The organism is Catenulispora sp. MAP12-49 (assembly GCF_041262705.1).
Classification (GTDB): Bacteria; Actinomycetota; Actinomycetes; order Streptomycetales; family Catenulisporaceae; genus Catenulispora.
In genome coordinates this window covers 1-16,558 of record NZ_JBGCCP010000034.1, presented here as the reverse complement: position 1 = coordinate 16,558, position 16,558 = coordinate 1, and the positions used below count along the sequence as shown (strand labels likewise).

Sequence of the window (16,558 nt, the reverse complement as noted above, 5' to 3'; positions counted from 1 at the left end):
GACCCCACCTCTACAAGGCGGGGACTCCCCTCAGCCTCACAGCTGAGCCGCTGCACGAGAGCGCACCGGTTGGGACACTTCCTGTTTCCAAGCCGAGCGCGGAAGGGAGGGCCCTTGCCGTCTCACCTCAGCTCCGCAGGCATCGCCCGGATCGCTGCGGGCTACGGCTCGACCAGCCGCAAGGATGTTCTTGGCCGCGTTCACGTCCCGGTCATGCCGGGAGCGGCAGGCGGGACACCGCCACGTCCTCACCGAAAGGCTAAGCGCGGCTCGCTGGTACCCGCACTCATTGCAGATCTTGCTGGACGGGTACCAGCGGTCGATCGCCACCAGGCACCGTCCAGCACGCGCACACTTGTACTCGAGCTGACGACGGAACTCACCCCAGGAAGCATCCGAGATCGAACGGGCCACGCTCCGGTTCCGTACCATCCCGGCGACGTTCAGATCCTCGACGACGATCAGGTCGTGGTCGGCGACCAGGCGGCTGCTGGTCTTGTGCAAGAAGTCGGACCGCGCGTCACGGACTTCGCGATGGACCTTGGCAACCTTGGTCTGAGCCTTCTTGTGATTCTTCGAGCCACGCTGGGCACGCGCCATGCGGCGCTGATAACGCTTGAGCTTGACAAGCTTTTGTTCCAAGTGACGCGGGTTGGCGATGTGTCCACCATCGGAAGTGGTGGCGAAGTGGGCCAGGCCCAGGTCGATTCCGACCTCGCGTCCGGTCCGGGACTCGGGCTTCGGGTCGCCGGTCTCCACGGCGAACACCACATACCAACGACCGTCCGGTTCCCTGGACACGATCACCGTCGTCGGGTTCAGCGTCGTGATGTCCACCTCGTCGAAAGACCACACGAAGAGAAGCGGCGCAGTGGTCTTGGCCAGGCACAACATGCCGTCGCTCAGACGAAAGGCGGACCGAGTGTAGTGAGCCGACTGCCGACCGCCACGAGATTTGAAACGGGGGTAGCGTGCACGTTTGGCGAAGAAGGCGGCGAACGCGGCATGCTGGTGCCTGAGTGCCTGCTGCAGCGGTACCGAGGACACCTCCGAAAGGAACGACAGCTCGTCGGTCCTCTTCCACCGGGTGAGTGCCCGGTCCGAGGCGGCATACGACGTCCGCTCCCGGCGCTCGCGCCAGGCAGCCGTACGGTCGGCGAGCGCCTTGTTCCACACCAGGCGCACACACCCGAAGGTGCGGGCCAGGATCGCAGCCTGCTCGGGATCCGGGTACGCCCGACACTTGAACGCCGTCCTCACAATCTTGAACTTACGAGAAGGGACTGACATGTTCGGACATGCGCCGAACGTGCAGGTGACACACCAGGTCAAAGAGTGGCTGCGTCCCGGCACGACCAGCCGGGACATCGTCACCACCGTGCTGTACCTGGTCCTGCTGTCCCCGGCCATGTTCGTCTCGGCGCTGCACAAGCACGTCAGCGCCGAGACGGCGGCCGCGCTGCTGACCACGGTGGCCGTCCCGCTGCTGTTCCGCAGCCGGTGGCCGCTGGGCGCGGTGGTCGGCACCTCCGCGGTGGAGGTGGCGGCGATGCCGTTCGTGGGCGTGCCGAGCATTCCGCCGATCGCCTGCGCCATCGCGTTGTTCTCCTTCGCCAAGCGCTCCGACCGGCCCACCACGGTGAAGGTCGGGGCCGTGACGGCGGTGGCCCTGACCTCGTTCGCCCTGATCCTGCGGCCCGGCATGGACGACCTGGCCGCGAACCTCGGCTTCATCGCCTGGGTCGGGCTCGCGGTGGCCGTCGGCGACGCCGCGCGCAGCCGGCGCGAGCTGCTCGCCTCGGCCATGGAGCGGGCCGAGCACGCCGAGCGGACCAAGGAGGACGAGGCGCTGCGGCGCGTCACCGAGGAGCGGATGCGGATCGCACGCGAGCTGCACGACGTGGTGGCGCACCACATCACGCTGGTCAACGCCCAGGCCGGAGTGGCGCACCACCTGATGAAGACCGACCCCTCGCACGCGTACGAGGCGCTTGAGCGGATCCGGGACACGTCGCGCTCGGCCCTGGACGAGCTGCGCGCGACGGTCGGACTGCTGCGCGCCGGCGACGAGTCCGCGCCCCCGCGCGAGCCCGCGCCGGGGCTCGGGGATCTGGACGCGCTGGTGGAGTCGTTCCACCACGCCGGACTGAACGTGGCGATGGCCGGTCCCGGCGCCGACGCCCTCCGGCCGATGCCGGCGCTGACCGGGCTGACGGCGTACCGGATCGTGCAGGAGGCGCTGACCAACACGCACAAGCACGCCGGGAGTTCGGCGCTGGCGCGGGTGCGGGTCGAGGTCGCCGCGGACGCGGTGCGGATCCGCGTGGACGACGACGGCGGCCGGGGACCGGCGCGGTCGGGGATGGGCACGGGGCACGGGATGATCGGGATGCAGGAGCGGGTGAAGGCGGTGGGCGGGACGTTCGCGGCCGGGCCCAGGTCCGGCGGCGGGTTCCGGGTCGAGGCGGAGTTGCCGCTGGCGGTGCGAGTCGGTGCCGGAGTCGGCACCGGAGTTAAAAGCAGCGCCGAAAACCCTTCGGCGGCCTACGAGAAGGCTGCTGAGGCCCTCGCATGAACGCGCCGCCGATCCGCATCCTGCTGGCCGACGACCAGGCGCTGCTGCGGGGCACCTTCCGCCTGCTGCTGGACTCCACCCCCGATTTCGAGGTCGTCGCCGAGGCCGGCGACGGCGCGGCGGCGGCGAAACTGGCCCAGGAACTGCGCCCGGACCTGGTGCTGATGGACATCCGGATGCCGGTCTTGGACGGCCTGGAGGCCACCCGGCTGATCGCGGCCGATCCGGAACTGGCCGGCGTCAAGGTACTGATCCTCACCACGTTCGAGCAGGACGAGTACGTCGCCGAGGCGCTGCGCGCCGGAGCCGGCGGCTTCCTCGGCAAGGGCGTGGACCCCGAGGAGCTGCTCCGGGCCATCCGGATCGTCGCGGGCGGGGAGTCGCTGCTCTCGCCCGCCGCCACGCGCGCCCTGATCGCCCGCTTCCTCGCTCAGCCCTCCGCCTCCGACCCGCCGACCGTCACCGCTCCCCTGAACGCGCTGACCGCACGGGAGCTGGAGGTCGTCACCCTGGTCGCCGCCGGACTGTCGAACGAGGAGATCGCCTCCCAGCTGTTCGTCACGCCGCTGACCGCCAAGACGCACGTCAACCGGGCGATGACGAAGCTCGGCGCGCGGGATCGGGCGCAGGTCGTGGTGATCGCGTACGAGTCGGGGCTGGTGCGGCCTGGCTCCGGCGGGTCGTCATAGCGCCCCGCGCCGCTGCAACGCCGTGAACGCGAACCAGCCCGGGATCACCGGCAGCCACCAGGTCAGCAGCCGGAAGACGATCACCGAGGTGGCGGCCACCGCCGAGGGCACGCCGGCGGCGGTCAGGCCGGCGGTGAGCACGGCCTCGACGCCGCCGATGCCGCCGGGGGTGGGCACCAGGGAGCCCACGGCCTTGGCCAGGAGGTAGGCCACGCCCATCGCGGCCAGGTTCACCTCGGTGCCGCTCACCGCGTTCACCGACGCCCACAGGCACAGGGTGGCCGCCAGCGGCAGGCCCAGCGCGCCGCCGAAGGCCTGGGCCAGCTTGCGCGGGGTGCGGGCGACCTGGAGGAACTCCGGGCCGATGTCCGTGACCAGCGGCTTGACGCGGCTGACCACCAGGGTGCGCAGCTTCGGGACGGCCGCGATCAGCAGGCCGATCACGGCCAGCGCGATGATCACGCCGGTCACCGTCGCCGACGGCGTGATCGCCGACAGGCCGCCGGACTCCTTGCGGTGGCTCCCCGCGAAGGCGCTGAACAACAGCAGCAGGAGCAGGTAGCAGGCGAAGCCGATGACCTGTGAGACGCCGACGGCCGTCACGGCGCGCGCCACCGGGATCCCGGTGCGCTGCAGGTAGCGGGTGTTGACGGCCAGGCCGCCGACGGAGGCCGGGGCGACCAGGCCGGCGAAGGCCGCCGCGACCTGGGCCAGGACGGTGGTCGCGACCGGGACGCGTTCCTTGACGCAGCCCAGGAGGTTGAACGCGGCGGCGACGTAGGTCACGGCGGAGGCGACGGCGGCGCCGACCACCCAGCCCCAGGCCTGCCAGGTGTCCAGCTCGGGCACCTGGAAGCCGGTGAGCTGGGTGGCCAGCAGGTAGAAGGCGATGGTGCCGCCGACGATGCTCAGGACGGTGCGGGGCCGGACCCGCTCCAGGCTGACCGGCTGGACGTCGGCCTCGGGATGCAGGGCGATGATGCGGTCGCGGATGGCGCCGACGATGTCCGCGCGGTCGCCGGCGGCGCGGTGGCGGCGCAGGGCTTTGGCGGTGCCCTCGGAGAACAGGATCGGCTGCATGAGCGGGAGCAGGGAGGCGACGGTCGCGGGGCCGAGGGCGTCGACCGCTTCTTCGGTGGCCCGGGCCGGGCCGACGCGCAGGGCGAGGGAGACGAGGAGTTCGGCGCCGTCCAGGCGGCACAGGAGGTCCTCGGCGGTGATCTCGCCGTAGCCGACGTCGGTGAGCCACAGCCGGCCGGAGGGGTCCAGGCGGAGGTGGTCGGTGGTGAGCTCGCGGTGCGCGAGCTGGCGGCAGCGCAGGTGCTGCCACAGGGCCCAGATACCGCTGTGCAGGCCGGGGGTCCAGGCGCGGTCGGGGAGGTCGGCGACGCGCGGGGCGTCGAGGTGGTCGTAGGCGAGCAGGGCGGTGTCCTGGTCGACCTGGCGCGCGGTGCGCAGGCGGGGGGTGCGGATGCCGGCGGCCTCGACCGCCATGGACATCAGGACTTCGCTTTCGACGGTGCGGCGCAGGGAGAAGAAGCTGCGGCGGCGAACCGGGCCGCGCAGGCGGATCCACTGCCAGAGGCGGGAGGTGAGGTAGGCGGCGCGCTGGCTTTGGTCGAGGACGGCGAGGTCGAGGGTTTGGCGGTTGCTGGCGCTGTCGCGGTTGCTGTTGCCCTTGCGGTAGCTGTCGCGGTTGCCGTTGCCGCTGCCGCTGCCGTGGTTCGCGACGGTGACGAGGAAGCGGCGCGCGCCGTCGACTCCGGGCTCCAGGACGCGGACCGAGCCGGGGTGGGCGCGGAACCCGACGTGGTCGAGCTCGGTGAGGATACGGGCGATGCCGGGACGGGTGTCGAGGACGCCGCGTACCGACAGCCAGGCCCGCCCGACGATCCGGCCGAGCAGCGCCGACAGCAGCACCCCGGTGACGGAGTCCTGCCCGAGCAGCACCACGGCGAGCCCGCCGAGCGCGGCGGCACTGAGGAACAGGCTCCGGTACTGACTCCGGCTGAACCCGAGGACGGTGACCGCCGCGACCCCGACCGCGAGCTGGATCTGCATCGGCGTCGCGCCACCGATGGCCTGCGCGACCGAGGAGTCCTGGTAGTGCGAGGTGGCGATGTTGACGCCGAACGCGGCGAGATAGGCCACCGTCGAAGCCCCGACGGCATCGACGACCTGCACGGTCTCGCGCTTGACCACGCGCTCCACAGCGACGGCGACCGGCACGGCGATCACGGCGAGGAACGAGACGACCTGCACGACGTAGAGCAGGAAGCGAGGGAAGGCGGACGCCCGGTGAAGGATCTCCTGCCGCAGATCGCACCCGGCCCGGTGACCCACGACCCCGGCCGCGGCCAGAAGCACGGCCAGGGCGACGGCGCCGATGAGGCGGAGGCGGTCGGAGGGGAGGCGGACGCGGCGGTGCGGGTCGGGGGGTCGGTCGGCGAAGTGGGGTGGGTCGGCGGGCGGTGGGGGCGGAGAGGGAGGTGTGGTGGCGGCAGTCCGCTGATGTGCGCCGGAGCAGCGGGGCGGGGCCGGGAATCTGTGGTCGCCGAACGCGCTCCGGTGGTCGACCGGCGCGCGGGCGGCCGAACCGGCACCAGGAGCGGCACCGGCGAGCTCGCTGCGGCACTCGAACGAGGCACGGCCACTCGAAGCAGCACCCGAAGCAGCACCCGCACCGGCGCCCACACCATCGTCGTCAGCGCCGGCCCCGGCCTCGGCGTCGGTCCCAGCCCCGGCCCCGGCCGCACCGGCCCCCGGATCAGCCTTCAACGCCGACTCGCTCCAGCGCGTTCGCCGCGCGCCGCCGTCGTCCTCGCCGGAAGCGCGGGGCGGCGAGCAGGGCCGCGATCGTTGCGGCGGCGGCTGCGGCGAGCGTGAGCGTGGCGCGTTCGCTGTGGGACACCGGCTGTGGGTGGAGGGCGCCGCGGCCGGTGGCGCAGGACTGGGGGCCGGTGTCTTCGCGGGCGCAGACGGTTGTCGTCGGGTGGGGGTGGTGGCCGTGGTGCGGGGTGCCCGCCTGGGTGATGTGGTCCAGGGGGCGGGCGCCGACGTGGCGGCCGGGGGCGCCGGTGGTGGTGATGCGGGCGGTGCCGTGGGCGGGGATGGTGAGGGTCCAGGTCAGGTGGCGGCCGGTGCGGTGGGGGGCCGGGGTGGCGGTGACGTAGTCCAGGCCTGAGGGGAGTTGCTGGGTGATCACCGCGTCGGTGACCGTGTAGGCGGTGGTGTTGCTGATCTCGATGGCGTAGGACACGTCCTGGGCGCCGGTGGCCTGGATCGCCACCGACAGGGGGGCGGGGTGGCCGCCGGCGGGCGCGGACAGCGGGGCGAGCAGGATGGCTGCCGCCGCCGCCAGCCCGATCATCAGGCCTCCGAGGTGTCGATCCGTCGCCGCTTGTCGAACCCTCAGCAGTCGAACACCGCGCGGGGCGGGGCGCACCCGGGGATAGGCCGCCGGGGAGTGCCGCCACCCGTTCGGCCCAGCGGTGCCTCCCCGCCTGGTGTGCGGGCACTGCGGACAATGGGCTCATGTGGCACGACCTGTTCACCACCGGCGTCTCGTACGGCGACAAGACCCTGCGCACGATCATCGTCTACGCCGCGATCGTGGTCCTGCTCCGGCTGGCCGGGAAGCGGGAGCTGGCGCAGCTCAACACGCTGGACCTGTCCGTGGTGCTGCTGCTGTCGAACGTGGTGCAGAACGCGGTGATCGGGCCCGACAACTCGCTGATCGGCGGGATCTACGGTGCGGCGGTGCTGATCGCGGTGAACGCGCTGTTCGTGCGGCTGCAGGCGTACCTGAGCGACCGCACGCCGCGGCTGGAGCGGGTGCTGGAGGGCAGCCCCAGTGTGCTGATCCGGGACGGCAAGCTCCAGATCAGGACGCTGCGGCGGCTGGCGCTGCGGCCGGCGGACGTGATCGTGTCGTCGCGGAAGCAGGGGGCCGAGCATGTGAGCGACGTGCGGGAGATGGTGATCGCGCCGGGCGGGACCATGCTGATCGAGCTCAAGGAGAGCGAGGAGGGCGCCGACCGGGGCGACGTGGAGAACATCCGGGCGGATCTGGCGCGGATCCAGGAGCGGCTGGACATGCTGCTCCTGCGGAACACGTGACGAGAACAGCCAGGCGAACCGGCGCGGACGGCAGGCGACGCGAGCGGCAGTCAGCACCTCCACCGACCATCGGCCGAATCATCCGATCGGGGCACCGTTGCCCCGGTGCTGGCGTGTCACGGCCGCCGGGCCGCGCGCGTCCGGAAATCATGGAGCCCACTTCGGGCGCGACGGTGCGCACCGGTCGGCGACGGGAGTTCGTATGCATGCCGTGCTCGCCTCGGTGGTGGCCCTGCGCGGCGGCGGGTCGTGGTGGAACCGGCCCATGGTGTGGGCCTCGCTGGCGGCGATCGCCTCCGGGGGCTGGCTGGCCGTGCGGCGTTCGCAGAAGCGGGCCGAGCGCGAGGCCGCGGCCGACGAGCAGGCCGCCGCGGCAGTGCCCGCCGAGGAGCGGGACCGGATCGACGAGGCCATGAACCGGCTCGGGCGGGACTGGCAGCCCGGGAACCAGAGCGATCCCGGGTCGTATCCGGAGCCTTAGAGGGTGCGCGGAGTTCCAGGCAAACCCCGAGCCTGTTCGACACACTGGTCGCCAACGGCATCCTGCACAAGGGCGACACCATCGCCCTGATGACGCCGATCTTCACCCCGTACATCGAGATCCCGGAGCTGGAGCGCTACTCCTTCGACGTGGTCCAGGTGAAGTCGGACATGATGACCGAGGAGGGCGTCCACATGTGGCGCTATCCCGACTCCGAGGTCGACAAGCTGGCCGACCCGAAGGTCAAGGCCCTGATGTTGGTGAACCCCTCGAACCCGCCGTCGACGGCGCTGTCCGACCGGGTCCGCGACCGCATCGCCGAGATCGTCAAGACCCGGAACCCGAACCTGGCCATCATCACCGACGACGTCTACGGCACCTTCGTCCCCGGCTTCCGCTCGCTGGCCGCGACCTGCCCGCGCAACACTGCGCTGGTCTACTCCTGGTCCAAGCACTACGGCGCCACCGGCCACCGGCTCGGGGTGATCGCGCTCGCCGAGGACAACGTCTTCGACCACCTGCTTTCCAAGCTGCCGAAGGCCAAGAAGGAGGAGCTGGCCGAGCGTTACAGCACCCTGGCTCTGCGTCCGGGCAAGATCAAGTTCATCGACCGCCTGGTCGCCGACAGCCGCTCGGTGGCGCTGAACCACACCGCGGGCCTGTCCACCGGCCAGCAGACCATGATGATGCTGTTCTCCCTGTTCGACCTGCTGCCTGAGGGCCAGGAGTACAAGGAGCTGCTGCGCACGATCGTCCACCGCCGCCTGGACCTGCTGATGGAGGGCATCGGCGTCCACCACATCAGCCAGGACCCGGGGCGCGCCTGCTACTACGTCGAGCTCGACATCCTGGCCGAGGCGGAGGCCTTCGAGAGCAAGGAGTTCGCCGACCACCTGGTGCGGAACTACGAACCCACCGACGTGGTGTTCCGGCTGGCGCACCAGGCCTCGGTGGTACTGCTGAACGGCGGCGGGTTCGACGGACCGGGCTGGTCGGTACGGGTGTCGCTGGCGAACCTGGACGACCTGGACTATCTGAAGATCGGCCACCACCTGCACGCGATCATGGGCGAGTACAAGGACGAGTGGCTGAAAACGCAGACACAGACACAGACACAGACGAGGACGAAGGCGAAACAGTGAACTGATACAGCGGGGCGGCCGGCGGCGAGGGCGAAGATCCTTAGCCGGCGGCCGTTTGGCTATCCTGCTGACCCATGACGACCGAACCCAGCGACTACGTCAAGCACCTCCCCATCGGCCAGGAGATCCCCTTCGACGCCGACGGCATCCCGGGCTGGGAGATCTTCCCCTTCGAGGGCGATCTGCGGGTGAGGAAGCTCCAGCCGCCGGTGCTTCCGGAGCCGCCCCGCAACGGTGCGCCGGGCGGAACGCCGTGCAGTCCGTGTGCCTGGACGGACTCGGACTACATCTGGACCGACGAGCACTGGCGGCTGCGGACGTTCCCCGAGGCGTCGATCCCGGCGCTGGTGATGCTGGAACCGCGGGTGCACTGCGATCTGGCGGACCTGCCGGCCGAGCGCGCCGTCGAGTTGGGGGCGCTGTTCCAGCGTGTGGAGCGGGCGATCGTGGGCCTCGGCGGGATAGCGCGCGTGCACGTGGCGCGCTTCGGCGACGGCGGGGACCACCTGCACTGGTGGTTCTCGGCTCGGCCGGAGGGCATGCTGCAGATGCGGGGGTCGTGTCTGCTCATCTGGGAGGACGTGCTGCCGAAGATCGAGGCCGAGCGGTGGGCCGAGACGAACCGGAAGATCGCCGCGGCGATGGCGGCCGATGGCGGAACGGCGCATGTCTGAGGACAGCGGCCCGGAGCCGGGCAGAGCACATCACGGCGGCCCGGAGCCCGACAGATCACTGCCCGTCGGCCCGGAGCCGGGCTTGTGCGCGATGTGCAGCCACGTACACCGGAACGAAACGCGCAAGGGCACCGTCTACTGGCGCTGCACCCGCGCCGCCGACGACCCGCGCTTCCCGAGGTACCCGCGGCTGCCGGTGCTCAGCTGTCCGGGTTTCGAGGCGAGGGCACCGGAGTAACCGCGGCCGTCGCCAAGCTGGAAGCGCGGACCACCAACTCCGGCTGGAACACCAGCTCGCGGTGCACATGCTCCCCCGCCGCCGCGCCGCTCTCCTCCACCAAGAGCTCCGCGGCGGCCTTCCCCACGCGCGTCGCGGGGCGCCGGATCGAGGACAGCGGCACCACGGCGGCCGCGGCGACCTCCGCGTCGTCGTACCCGACGATCGCCACGTCTCCCGGTACCGCCACCCCGGCGGCGAACAGGCCCTGCAGCATCCCCAGGGCGATCAGGTCGTTGCCGCAGAACACGCCGGTCGGCCGTTCCGCCAGCCCGAGCATCCGCGCCGCCGCGTCGCGGCCCGCGGCCACGTCGCCGCGCGCGCCCGGCAGCATCACCAGGTCCACGCCCCCGTCGGCGGCCGCGGCGGCTCCGGCCCCAGCCCCGTTCCCGGCCCCGGCCCCGGCCCCGGCGACCGCCAAGCGCGCACCCTCCAGCCGGTCGCGATACTGCGGCAGCTCCAGAGGTCCGGGGACGTAGGCGATCCGCCGATGGCCGGCCGCGATCAGGTGCGCCACCGCCATCGCGCCGCCGGCGACGTCGTCCACCAGGACCCGGCATCCGATTCCGCCCGGTATGTCGCGATCCACCAGGACGTACGGGATCCGGGCGCGGCCGAACTCTGCCAGGGTCGCGCCGCTGACGTCCGCCGGAGTCACCAGCACGCCGCGGACCCGTTGCTGCGCCAGCATCACCAGGTGCGTGGCCTCGGTGGCGGCGCTGGAGGCGCTGTCCATCACCAGGACGCCGAGGTCCGCCGCGCGAGCCGCCTGTTCGGCGCCGCGCAGCACGCCGACGAAGAACGGGTCGGCCAGGTCCAGCGCGAGCAGGGCCAGCACCTGGCTGCTGCCGGCGCGCAGCAGGCGCGCGCTCTCGCTGCGGACGAAGCCCAACTCGGCGATGGCCGCCTGGACCCGCGCCCGGGTGCCCGGGGAGACCGCGTCGGGGCGGTTCAACACGTTCGACACCGTGCCGACCGACACCCCGGCCAGTTGGGCCACATCTCGCATGCCCGCGCTCTTCGTCACGCACGCCCCTTGTATCCCGATCCGCCCGGTGGCCGTGCCGAGGAGGCTAAACGGCCGCGCTCACCGCAGTCAACATCCTGTTTCGGGCACGGCCCCGGGGCGGTCTAGACCGCCTGGGCTTTGTGTGGCACAGTCGAATCCGGGGCGGCCACAGGTCTAGACAGCCGCCAGGGGACGCCAGTCCCTTTGGAACGTTTCAAGGACCGGCGGCGGTGGCCGCTGCGCGCCGTACCGTATACCTTCGGCATCTTTACCGTTGCACTTCCAGGTCAACCCTTGACGTCGCATTATCCGGGTTCTAAGTTCCACGCAACGTGGAATTGAAACGTTCCACCCGGCTGCGGAGAGGCGAGACCCACCATGACCGACGAGGCGCTGGTCCTCGGACTCGACGTCGGCGGCACGTCGACGCGGGTCCTGGCGGTCACGCCGCGGGGGGTCAGGCGGGGCGCCGGACGCGCCTCCGGGGGCAACCCGACCGGCCTGGGACCGGAGCGGGCCGCGGCCGCCCTGGCCGAGGCGGTGGAGCAGGCGCTGACCGGCCTGGACCCGGCCGCCGTGCGCCACGTGGTGCTCGGCCTGGCCGGCGGCGGGGCCCTGCCCTCCGGCGAGGACCTGCCCGGCGGGCAGGCGTTCACCCAGGTCTGGGCCCGTGTCGGGATCCGCTGCCCGGTCGAGTACGAGCCGGACGCGCTGATCGCGTTCGCGGCCGGCACCGCCGCCGCGGAGGGCTCGCTGCTGCTGTCCGGCACCGGCGCGGTCGCGATCGCCGTGAAGGACCGCGCGATGGCCGCGCGGTCCGACGGCCACGGCTGGCTGCTCGGCGACCGCGGCTCCGGCTTCTGGCTGGGACGTCAGGCGGTGCTGGCGGCGATGGCCGCGCTGGACGGCGAGGGCCCGGCGACCGCGCTCACCGGCCTCGTGATCGAATCGTTGCGGTTGCGCCCGGCGGGGCCGGGTACCGCATCGGCATCCGACTCTGCTTCATCGCCCGGCACCGACGAACCGCCTCTGACCGCCCGCGAGCTGGTGGCCGCGGTGATGGCCGAGCCCCCGACGGCACTGGCCCGCCTGGCCCCGCTGCTGACCACCGCCTGCGCAGCCCACGACCCGGTCGCCGAGGCGATCGCCGACCGCGCCGTCGAGCACCTCGCGCAGACCCTGACCACCGTCCGCACCTCCGACGCGGCCAGCCCGATCGTGCTGGCCGGAAGCATCCTGACCAATCCGACACCGGTCGCCGAGCGCGTGCGGCGGATGCTGCGCGAGCGCTGGCCGGACGCCCCGGTGAGCGAGGCTCTGGACGGCGCGGCGGCCGCCGCGTGGCTCGCGCTGGCCCGCGTCGGGCCGGTGCCTCCCTCGGAAGTCCGTGAGCGATTGTTTTCGATACCTACCGCCAGCTGACAAAATCTCATAACCTACCGAGCAACTCGAGCAAAACCTGTCGCACGACACCGCACCACCGGCACCATCCAGCACCACCCAGCACCGCGCAGCACCGTACGGCCGAGCACTCGCATCACCTGAGCACACCGCACGAGCGCACCTCCCCTCACAGCCGGAACCCCCCGGCGCACCGCTTCTCGTCGATCAGGAGAACCACAGTGTCAGAACACGGCTTGCCCGCCGACGTCTCCCGCCGGCAGATGCTGGTCCGCTCGGCCGCGATCGCGGCCATGGTCGGCCCCGGCTCGGCCCTGGCAGCCGGGTGCGCGGCCGGCAGCGGGAGCAGCAAGAGCAGCAGCAACTCCTCGACCGCCGCGAACTCCTCGGACCCGAAGAACCCGTTCGGGGTGAAGGCCTCCAGCCCCCTGGACGTCTACATCTTCAAGGGCGGCTACGGCGACGACTACGCCAAGGCCTTCGAGTCGCTGTACACCAAGAGCTTCCCCGGCGCCGCGGTCGCGCACCACAGCGGCCAGAACCTCACCGGCGACCTGCAGCCGCGCTTCAACGCCGGCAGCCCGCCGGACGTCATCGACGACTCCGGCGCCCAGCAGCTGAAGCTGGACGTGCTGAACTCCAGCGGCCAGCTGACCAACCTGGACGAGCTGCTGAACGCGCCGTCGATCGACGACCCGAGCAAGAAGGTCCGCGACACCCTGCTGGCCGGCACCATCGAGACCGGGCAGCTCGGCCAGAGCATGTTCTCGCTGAACTACGCGTTCACCGTCTTCGGCCTGTGGTACTCCTCCTCGACGTTCAAGAAGAACAACTGGCAGGTCCCCACCACGTGGGCCGACTTCATGACGCTGTGTGCGACCATCAAGGCCAGCGGCATGGCGCCGTTCGCGCACCAGGGCAAGTACCCGTACTACATGATGGTGCCGCTGATGGACCTGGTCGCCAAGAACGGCGGCCCGGACGTGCAGACCGCCATCGACAACCTGGAGCCCAACGCCTGGAAGGCCGACGCGGTCGTGAACAGCGTCAACGCCATCTACGAGCTGGTGGACAAGGGCTACATGCTCCCGGGCACCGAGGGCCTGACCCACATCCAGTCCCAGACCCTGTGGAACCAGGGCAAGGCCGCGGTCATCCCGTGCGGGTCGTGGCTGGAGAACGAGCAGATGGCCGCCACCCCGGCCGGCTTCGACATGGCCGTGTTCGCCATGCCCTCGCTGGACGGCGACAAGATGCCGCAGACCGCGATCCGGGCCGGCGCCGGCGAGCCGTTCATCGTGCCGAGCAAGGCCAAGAACCAGGCCGGCGGCCTGGAGTTCCTGCGCATCATGTGCTCCAAGGCCGGCGGCGCCTCCTTCGCCCAGAACGCCAACTCGCTGTCGGTGGTCAAGGACTCGATCACCCCGGACATCGAGGCCAAGCTCAAGCCGGGCACCAAGTCCAGCAACGACCTGTACCAGGGGGCCAACGGCCAGGTCATCTCGTGGTACTACCTCAACTGGTACTCCCAGATGGAGAAGGACCTCGAGGACGCCATGGGCCAGCTGATGGCCAACAAGATCAAGCCGGCGGACTTCATCAGCCGCGCGCAGACGGCGGCCGACAAGTGCGCCGCCGACTCCTCGGTGCAGAAGTTCAAGCGGCCCACCAGCACCAGCTGAGTCGTCCCGCTTCCCCGCCGCGGACACCGGCCCCGGTACCGACACCGGCCCGGCGTCCGCGGCCCCACCGTCCCACCCCTCCCCGACCCTCCCGGGAGCTCGCGCCATGCGGCTGCGCAAAAAGACCAGAGAGCGGCTGTTCATCGCCTCGTTCCTCGCGGGGCCGCTCGCGGTCTACCTGATCTTCGTCATCTGGCCCTACGTGGAGACCTTCGGCTACTCCCTCACCGAGTGGAGCGGCGTCGCACCGCCGAGCAAGGTGGTGGGGCTGAAGAACTACGTGGACCTGTTCCACGACTCGATCTTCCTCAAGGCCCTCACCCACAACATGATCATCCTGATCGTGTTCCCCACCATCACCATCGTCCTGGCGATGTTCTTCGCCTTCATGCTGAACGTGGGCGGGCGCAAGGGCGGGATCGGCGGCGTGCGCGGGATCCGGGGCTCGGCCTTCTTCCGGATCGTGTTCTTCTTCCCGCAGGTCCTCTCGGTCGCGATCATCGTGATCCTGTTCCAGGCCGCCTACGAGTCCAACAGCGTCGGCCTGTTCAACGCGGTGGTCATCAAGCTCGGCCTGACCGACGCGAACCACCCCTGGGAGTTCCTGAACTCCCCCACGTTCGTGCTCTGGTGCATCATGTTCATCCTGGTGTGGCAGTGGGTCGGCTTCTACCTGGTGCTGTTCTCCGCGGCGATGCAGCAGATCCCGCGCGACTACTACGAGGCGGCCCTGCTGGACGGCGCCGGCCGGACCCAGACCTACTTCAAGGTCACGATGCCGCTGCTGTGGGACTCGGTCCAGACCGCCTGGGTGTACCTGGCGGTCGCCGCGATGGACGCCTTCGCCCTGGTCGCCACCCTGACCCCGGGCTCCAGCTTCGGCGGCGGCCCGGACGAGCACGGCGAGGTGCTGGCGACCTACCTGATGCGCAACTTCCAGGTGCTGGGCAAGGCCGGCTACGCGTGCGCGATGGGCGTCGTCATCTTCTTCATCACCCTGATCCTTTCGCTCGTCGTCATGCGCGCCACGCGCCGCGAGCGCCTCGAGTACTGAGCGCGGAGGACAAGACGACATGGCAGCAGATATGACGCAGACCCCTCCCGCGGCGACGCCCGGAACAGCGGGCACAGCCGACCCGAAGGGGGGCAAACCCGGCGGCGAGCGCTCGCGCCGGTTCGCCGAGTCCGGCGCGACCCTGAACGTGTTCGGCACCGGCTTCATGGGGGTCTGGGCCATCATGGTCCTGGGCCCGGTCCTGTGGGTGATCCTGGGCGCGTTCAAGAACAGCAGCGAACTCAACGGCAGCGCCTGGTCCTGGCCGCACCACTGGTCCTTCGGGGCCTTCTCCCGGGCCTGGCACACCGGCATCAGCACGTACCTGAAGGACACGGTCATCGTCCTGGTCTTCTCGGTGACCCTGACGATGCTGTTCGGGGCGATGGCGGCCTACGTCCTGGCCCGCTTCGAGTTCCGGGGCAACAGGTTCATCTACTACCTGTTCGTCAGCGGCGTCATGCTGCCGGTGTACCTGGCGCTGGTGCCGCTGTTCTTCCAGGTGAGCAAGCTGCACATGCTGAACACCTACCAGGGCCTGATCCTGGTGTACGTCGCGTTCTCGATGCCGTTCACCGTGTTCTTCCTGCACTCGTTCTTCCGCACCCTGCCCACGGCGGTGTACGAGGCAGCCATGATCGACGGCGCCTCGCACACCCGCGCCTTCTTCCAGGTGATGCTGCCGATGGCCAAGCCCGGCCTGATCAGCGTGGGCATCTTCAACATCCTGGGGCAGTGGAACCAGTACCTGCTGCCGGTGGTGCTGATGCAGTCCCAGCACGGCGAGGCCCCGCACTACATGCTGTCGCAGGGCCTGGTGTCGCTGATGGTGGCGCAGGGCTACAGCGGCGACTTCCCGGCCCTGTTCGCGGGCATGACGATCGCGATGCTGCCGGTGATGGCGGTGTACTTGTCGTTCCAGCGACAGGTGCAGGCGGGTCTGACGGCGGGGACGCTGAAGTAGCGCTTCCACAGCGCTTCCAGCGGATCCAGTGCAGCCAGTGCAGCCAGTGCCGGGTGGCGACCGCATCGCCGCCCGGCCGGTGTGTCGAGGGCGCTCGGCTTGCGGACGCTCTTGGCTTGTGTGTGGGTGGTTGGGTTTGGCGGCTGGGTGCGGTTTGGTCGTGGGCTGACAGGCACAGGCGTTTTCTGACGGCTTCGCGCATGGTTCACGGGATCCGTTGGTGGCGCGGGTCGATGGTGCCGCTGGTTTTGCGGGGCGGCGGTGGTGTGGGTAGGTGGTGCTGGCTACTGCCACAGTCAAAGGCGGCAGTCAAAGGCGGCAGTCAAGGGCGCCTCCGGCGGCGCCTGCGCGGCGAGCGGCCTCGCTCCGGGGAGTGGGGGTCGCGCTGGCTGCCGCCGGACGCTGCTTGTGGTCGCCTTCGTCCCGGATTCCCCGTCGCATCGTCGCCTAACGGAAGCAGACCGGTCCGGTGGTATCAAGTCGGATCGCCC

Annotated in this window: 13 protein-coding genes and 1 pseudogene; 10 read left to right on the top strand and 4 right to left on the bottom strand. The window is 70.7% G+C overall.

The annotated features are described in order from the left end of the window. Window positions 1-36: 36 nt before the first annotated feature. Complete coding sequence (locus ABIA35_RS39155) at window positions 37-1,260, bottom strand: RNA-guided endonuclease InsQ/TnpB family protein (protein WP_370340896.1); 1,224 nt, start codon at window positions 1,258-1,260, stop codon at window positions 37-39. A 28-nt stretch (window positions 1,261-1,288) separates the two neighbouring features. Here ABIA35_RS39155 and ABIA35_RS39150 point away from each other — a divergent pair, with 28 nt between their 5' ends. Together ABIA35_RS39150 and ABIA35_RS39145 are read left to right on the top strand one after the other, a co-directional pair. Beyond that, window positions 1,289-2,575, top strand: a complete 1,287-nt coding sequence (locus ABIA35_RS39150; protein ID WP_370361292.1) for a sensor histidine kinase — start codon at window positions 1,289-1,291, stop codon at window positions 2,573-2,575. Then, window positions 2,572-3,264 carry a response regulator gene (locus ABIA35_RS39145; RefSeq protein WP_370340894.1) on the top strand — a complete coding sequence of 231 codons (693 nt, stop codon included), beginning with the start codon at window positions 2,572-2,574 and terminating at the stop codon, window positions 3,262-3,264. Before ABIA35_RS39150 ends, ABIA35_RS39145 begins: the two co-directional genes overlap by 4 nt. On the opposite strand, the gene ABIA35_RS39140 is transcribed toward ABIA35_RS39145, so the two are convergent. Both ABIA35_RS39140 and ABIA35_RS39135 read right to left on the bottom strand, forming a co-directional pair. After that, on the bottom strand, window positions 3,259-5,631 hold the full coding sequence (locus tag ABIA35_RS39140; RefSeq protein WP_370361291.1) for a YbhN family protein: 2,373 nt from the start codon (window positions 5,629-5,631) through the stop codon (window positions 3,259-3,261). The genes ABIA35_RS39145 and ABIA35_RS39140 overlap by 6 nt on opposite strands. A 400-nt stretch (window positions 5,632-6,031) precedes the next feature. After that, the gene (locus ABIA35_RS39135; RefSeq protein ID WP_370361290.1) at window positions 6,032-6,634 is read right to left on the bottom strand and encodes a hypothetical protein; all 603 of its coding nucleotides are present in this window, start codon (window positions 6,632-6,634) and stop codon (window positions 6,032-6,034) included. Window positions 6,635-6,798: 164 nt separating this feature from the next. Here ABIA35_RS39135 and ABIA35_RS39130 point away from each other — a divergent pair, with 164 nt between their 5' ends. The 4 genes and pseudogenes from ABIA35_RS39130 (at window position 6,799) to ABIA35_RS39115 (ending at window position 9,680) form a co-directional block, all read left to right on the top strand. After that, window positions 6,799-7,383 (top strand): DUF421 domain-containing protein, encoded by a 585-nt coding sequence (locus tag ABIA35_RS39130; protein WP_370361289.1) that lies wholly within the window; start codon window positions 6,799-6,801, stop codon window positions 7,381-7,383. 202 nt (window positions 7,384-7,585) lie between these two features. Further along, window positions 7,586-7,864, top strand: a complete 279-nt coding sequence (locus ABIA35_RS39125; protein WP_370340931.1) for a hypothetical protein — start codon at window positions 7,586-7,588, stop codon at window positions 7,862-7,864. Further along, a pseudogene (locus tag ABIA35_RS39120) lies at window positions 7,825-9,006 on the top strand (bifunctional aspartate transaminase/aspartate 4-decarboxylase); the annotation flags it as partial. The gene ABIA35_RS39125 and the pseudogene ABIA35_RS39120, both read left to right, overlap by 40 nt. A 74-nt stretch (window positions 9,007-9,080) precedes the next feature. Then, entirely contained in the window at window positions 9,081-9,680 is a 600-nt protein-coding gene (locus ABIA35_RS39115; RefSeq protein WP_370361288.1) for a hypothetical protein, read from the top strand. A 200-nt stretch (window positions 9,681-9,880) separates the two neighbouring features. Here ABIA35_RS39115 and ABIA35_RS39110 read toward each other — a convergent pair whose 3' ends face one another. Beyond that, on the bottom strand, window positions 9,881-10,984 hold the full coding sequence (locus ABIA35_RS39110; RefSeq protein WP_370361287.1) for a LacI family DNA-binding transcriptional regulator: 1,104 nt from the start codon (window positions 10,982-10,984) through the stop codon (window positions 9,881-9,883). Between the two features lie 360 nt (window positions 10,985-11,344). On the opposite strand from ABIA35_RS39110, the gene ABIA35_RS39105 reads away from it, so the two are divergent. The 4 genes from ABIA35_RS39105 (at window position 11,345) to ABIA35_RS39090 (ending at window position 16,067) form a co-directional block, all read left to right on the top strand. Further along, window positions 11,345-12,388, top strand: coding sequence for an N-acetylglucosamine kinase (locus ABIA35_RS39105; protein ID WP_370361286.1), 1,044 nt, complete (start codon window positions 11,345-11,347; stop codon window positions 12,386-12,388). Window positions 12,389-12,588: 200 nt separating this feature from the next. After that, on the top strand, window positions 12,589-14,049 hold the full coding sequence (gene ngcE, locus ABIA35_RS39100; RefSeq protein ID WP_370340886.1) for an N-acetylglucosamine/diacetylchitobiose ABC transporter substrate-binding protein: 1,461 nt from the start codon (window positions 12,589-12,591) through the stop codon (window positions 14,047-14,049). 106 nt (window positions 14,050-14,155) lie between these two features. Beyond that, the gene (locus tag ABIA35_RS39095) at window positions 14,156-15,103 is read left to right on the top strand and encodes a carbohydrate ABC transporter permease (protein ID WP_370340884.1); all 948 of its coding nucleotides are present in this window, start codon (window positions 14,156-14,158) and stop codon (window positions 15,101-15,103) included. A gap of 19 nt (window positions 15,104-15,122) precedes the next feature. Beyond that, window positions 15,123-16,067 carry a carbohydrate ABC transporter permease gene (locus tag ABIA35_RS39090; protein WP_370340883.1) on the top strand — a complete coding sequence of 315 codons (945 nt, stop codon included), beginning with the start codon at window positions 15,123-15,125 and terminating at the stop codon, window positions 16,065-16,067. The last annotated feature ends 491 nt before the right edge of the window (window positions 16,068-16,558 follow it).

Coding starts and splice junctions, on each gene's coding strand:
- ABIA35_RS39135 (WP_370361290.1), bottom strand. CDS start 6,634: ATGATCGGGCTGGCGGCGGCGGCAGCCATCCTGCTCGCCCCGCTGTCC.
- ABIA35_RS39115 (WP_370361288.1), top strand. CDS start 9,081: ATGACGACCGAACCCAGCGACTACGTCAAGCACCTCCCCATCGGCCAG.
- ABIA35_RS39125 (WP_370340931.1), top strand. CDS start 7,586: ATGCATGCCGTGCTCGCCTCGGTGGTGGCCCTGCGCGGCGGCGGGTCG.
- ABIA35_RS39090 (WP_370340883.1), top strand. CDS start 15,123: ATGGCAGCAGATATGACGCAGACCCCTCCCGCGGCGACGCCCGGAACA.
- ABIA35_RS39095 (WP_370340884.1), top strand. CDS start 14,156: ATGCGGCTGCGCAAAAAGACCAGAGAGCGGCTGTTCATCGCCTCGTTC.
- ABIA35_RS39150 (WP_370361292.1), top strand. CDS start 1,289: ATGTTCGGACATGCGCCGAACGTGCAGGTGACACACCAGGTCAAAGAG.
- ABIA35_RS39145 (WP_370340894.1), top strand. CDS start 2,572: ATGAACGCGCCGCCGATCCGCATCCTGCTGGCCGACGACCAGGCGCTG.
- ABIA35_RS39105 (WP_370361286.1), top strand. CDS start 11,345: ATGACCGACGAGGCGCTGGTCCTCGGACTCGACGTCGGCGGCACGTCG.
- ABIA35_RS39130 (WP_370361289.1), top strand. CDS start 6,799: ATGTGGCACGACCTGTTCACCACCGGCGTCTCGTACGGCGACAAGACC.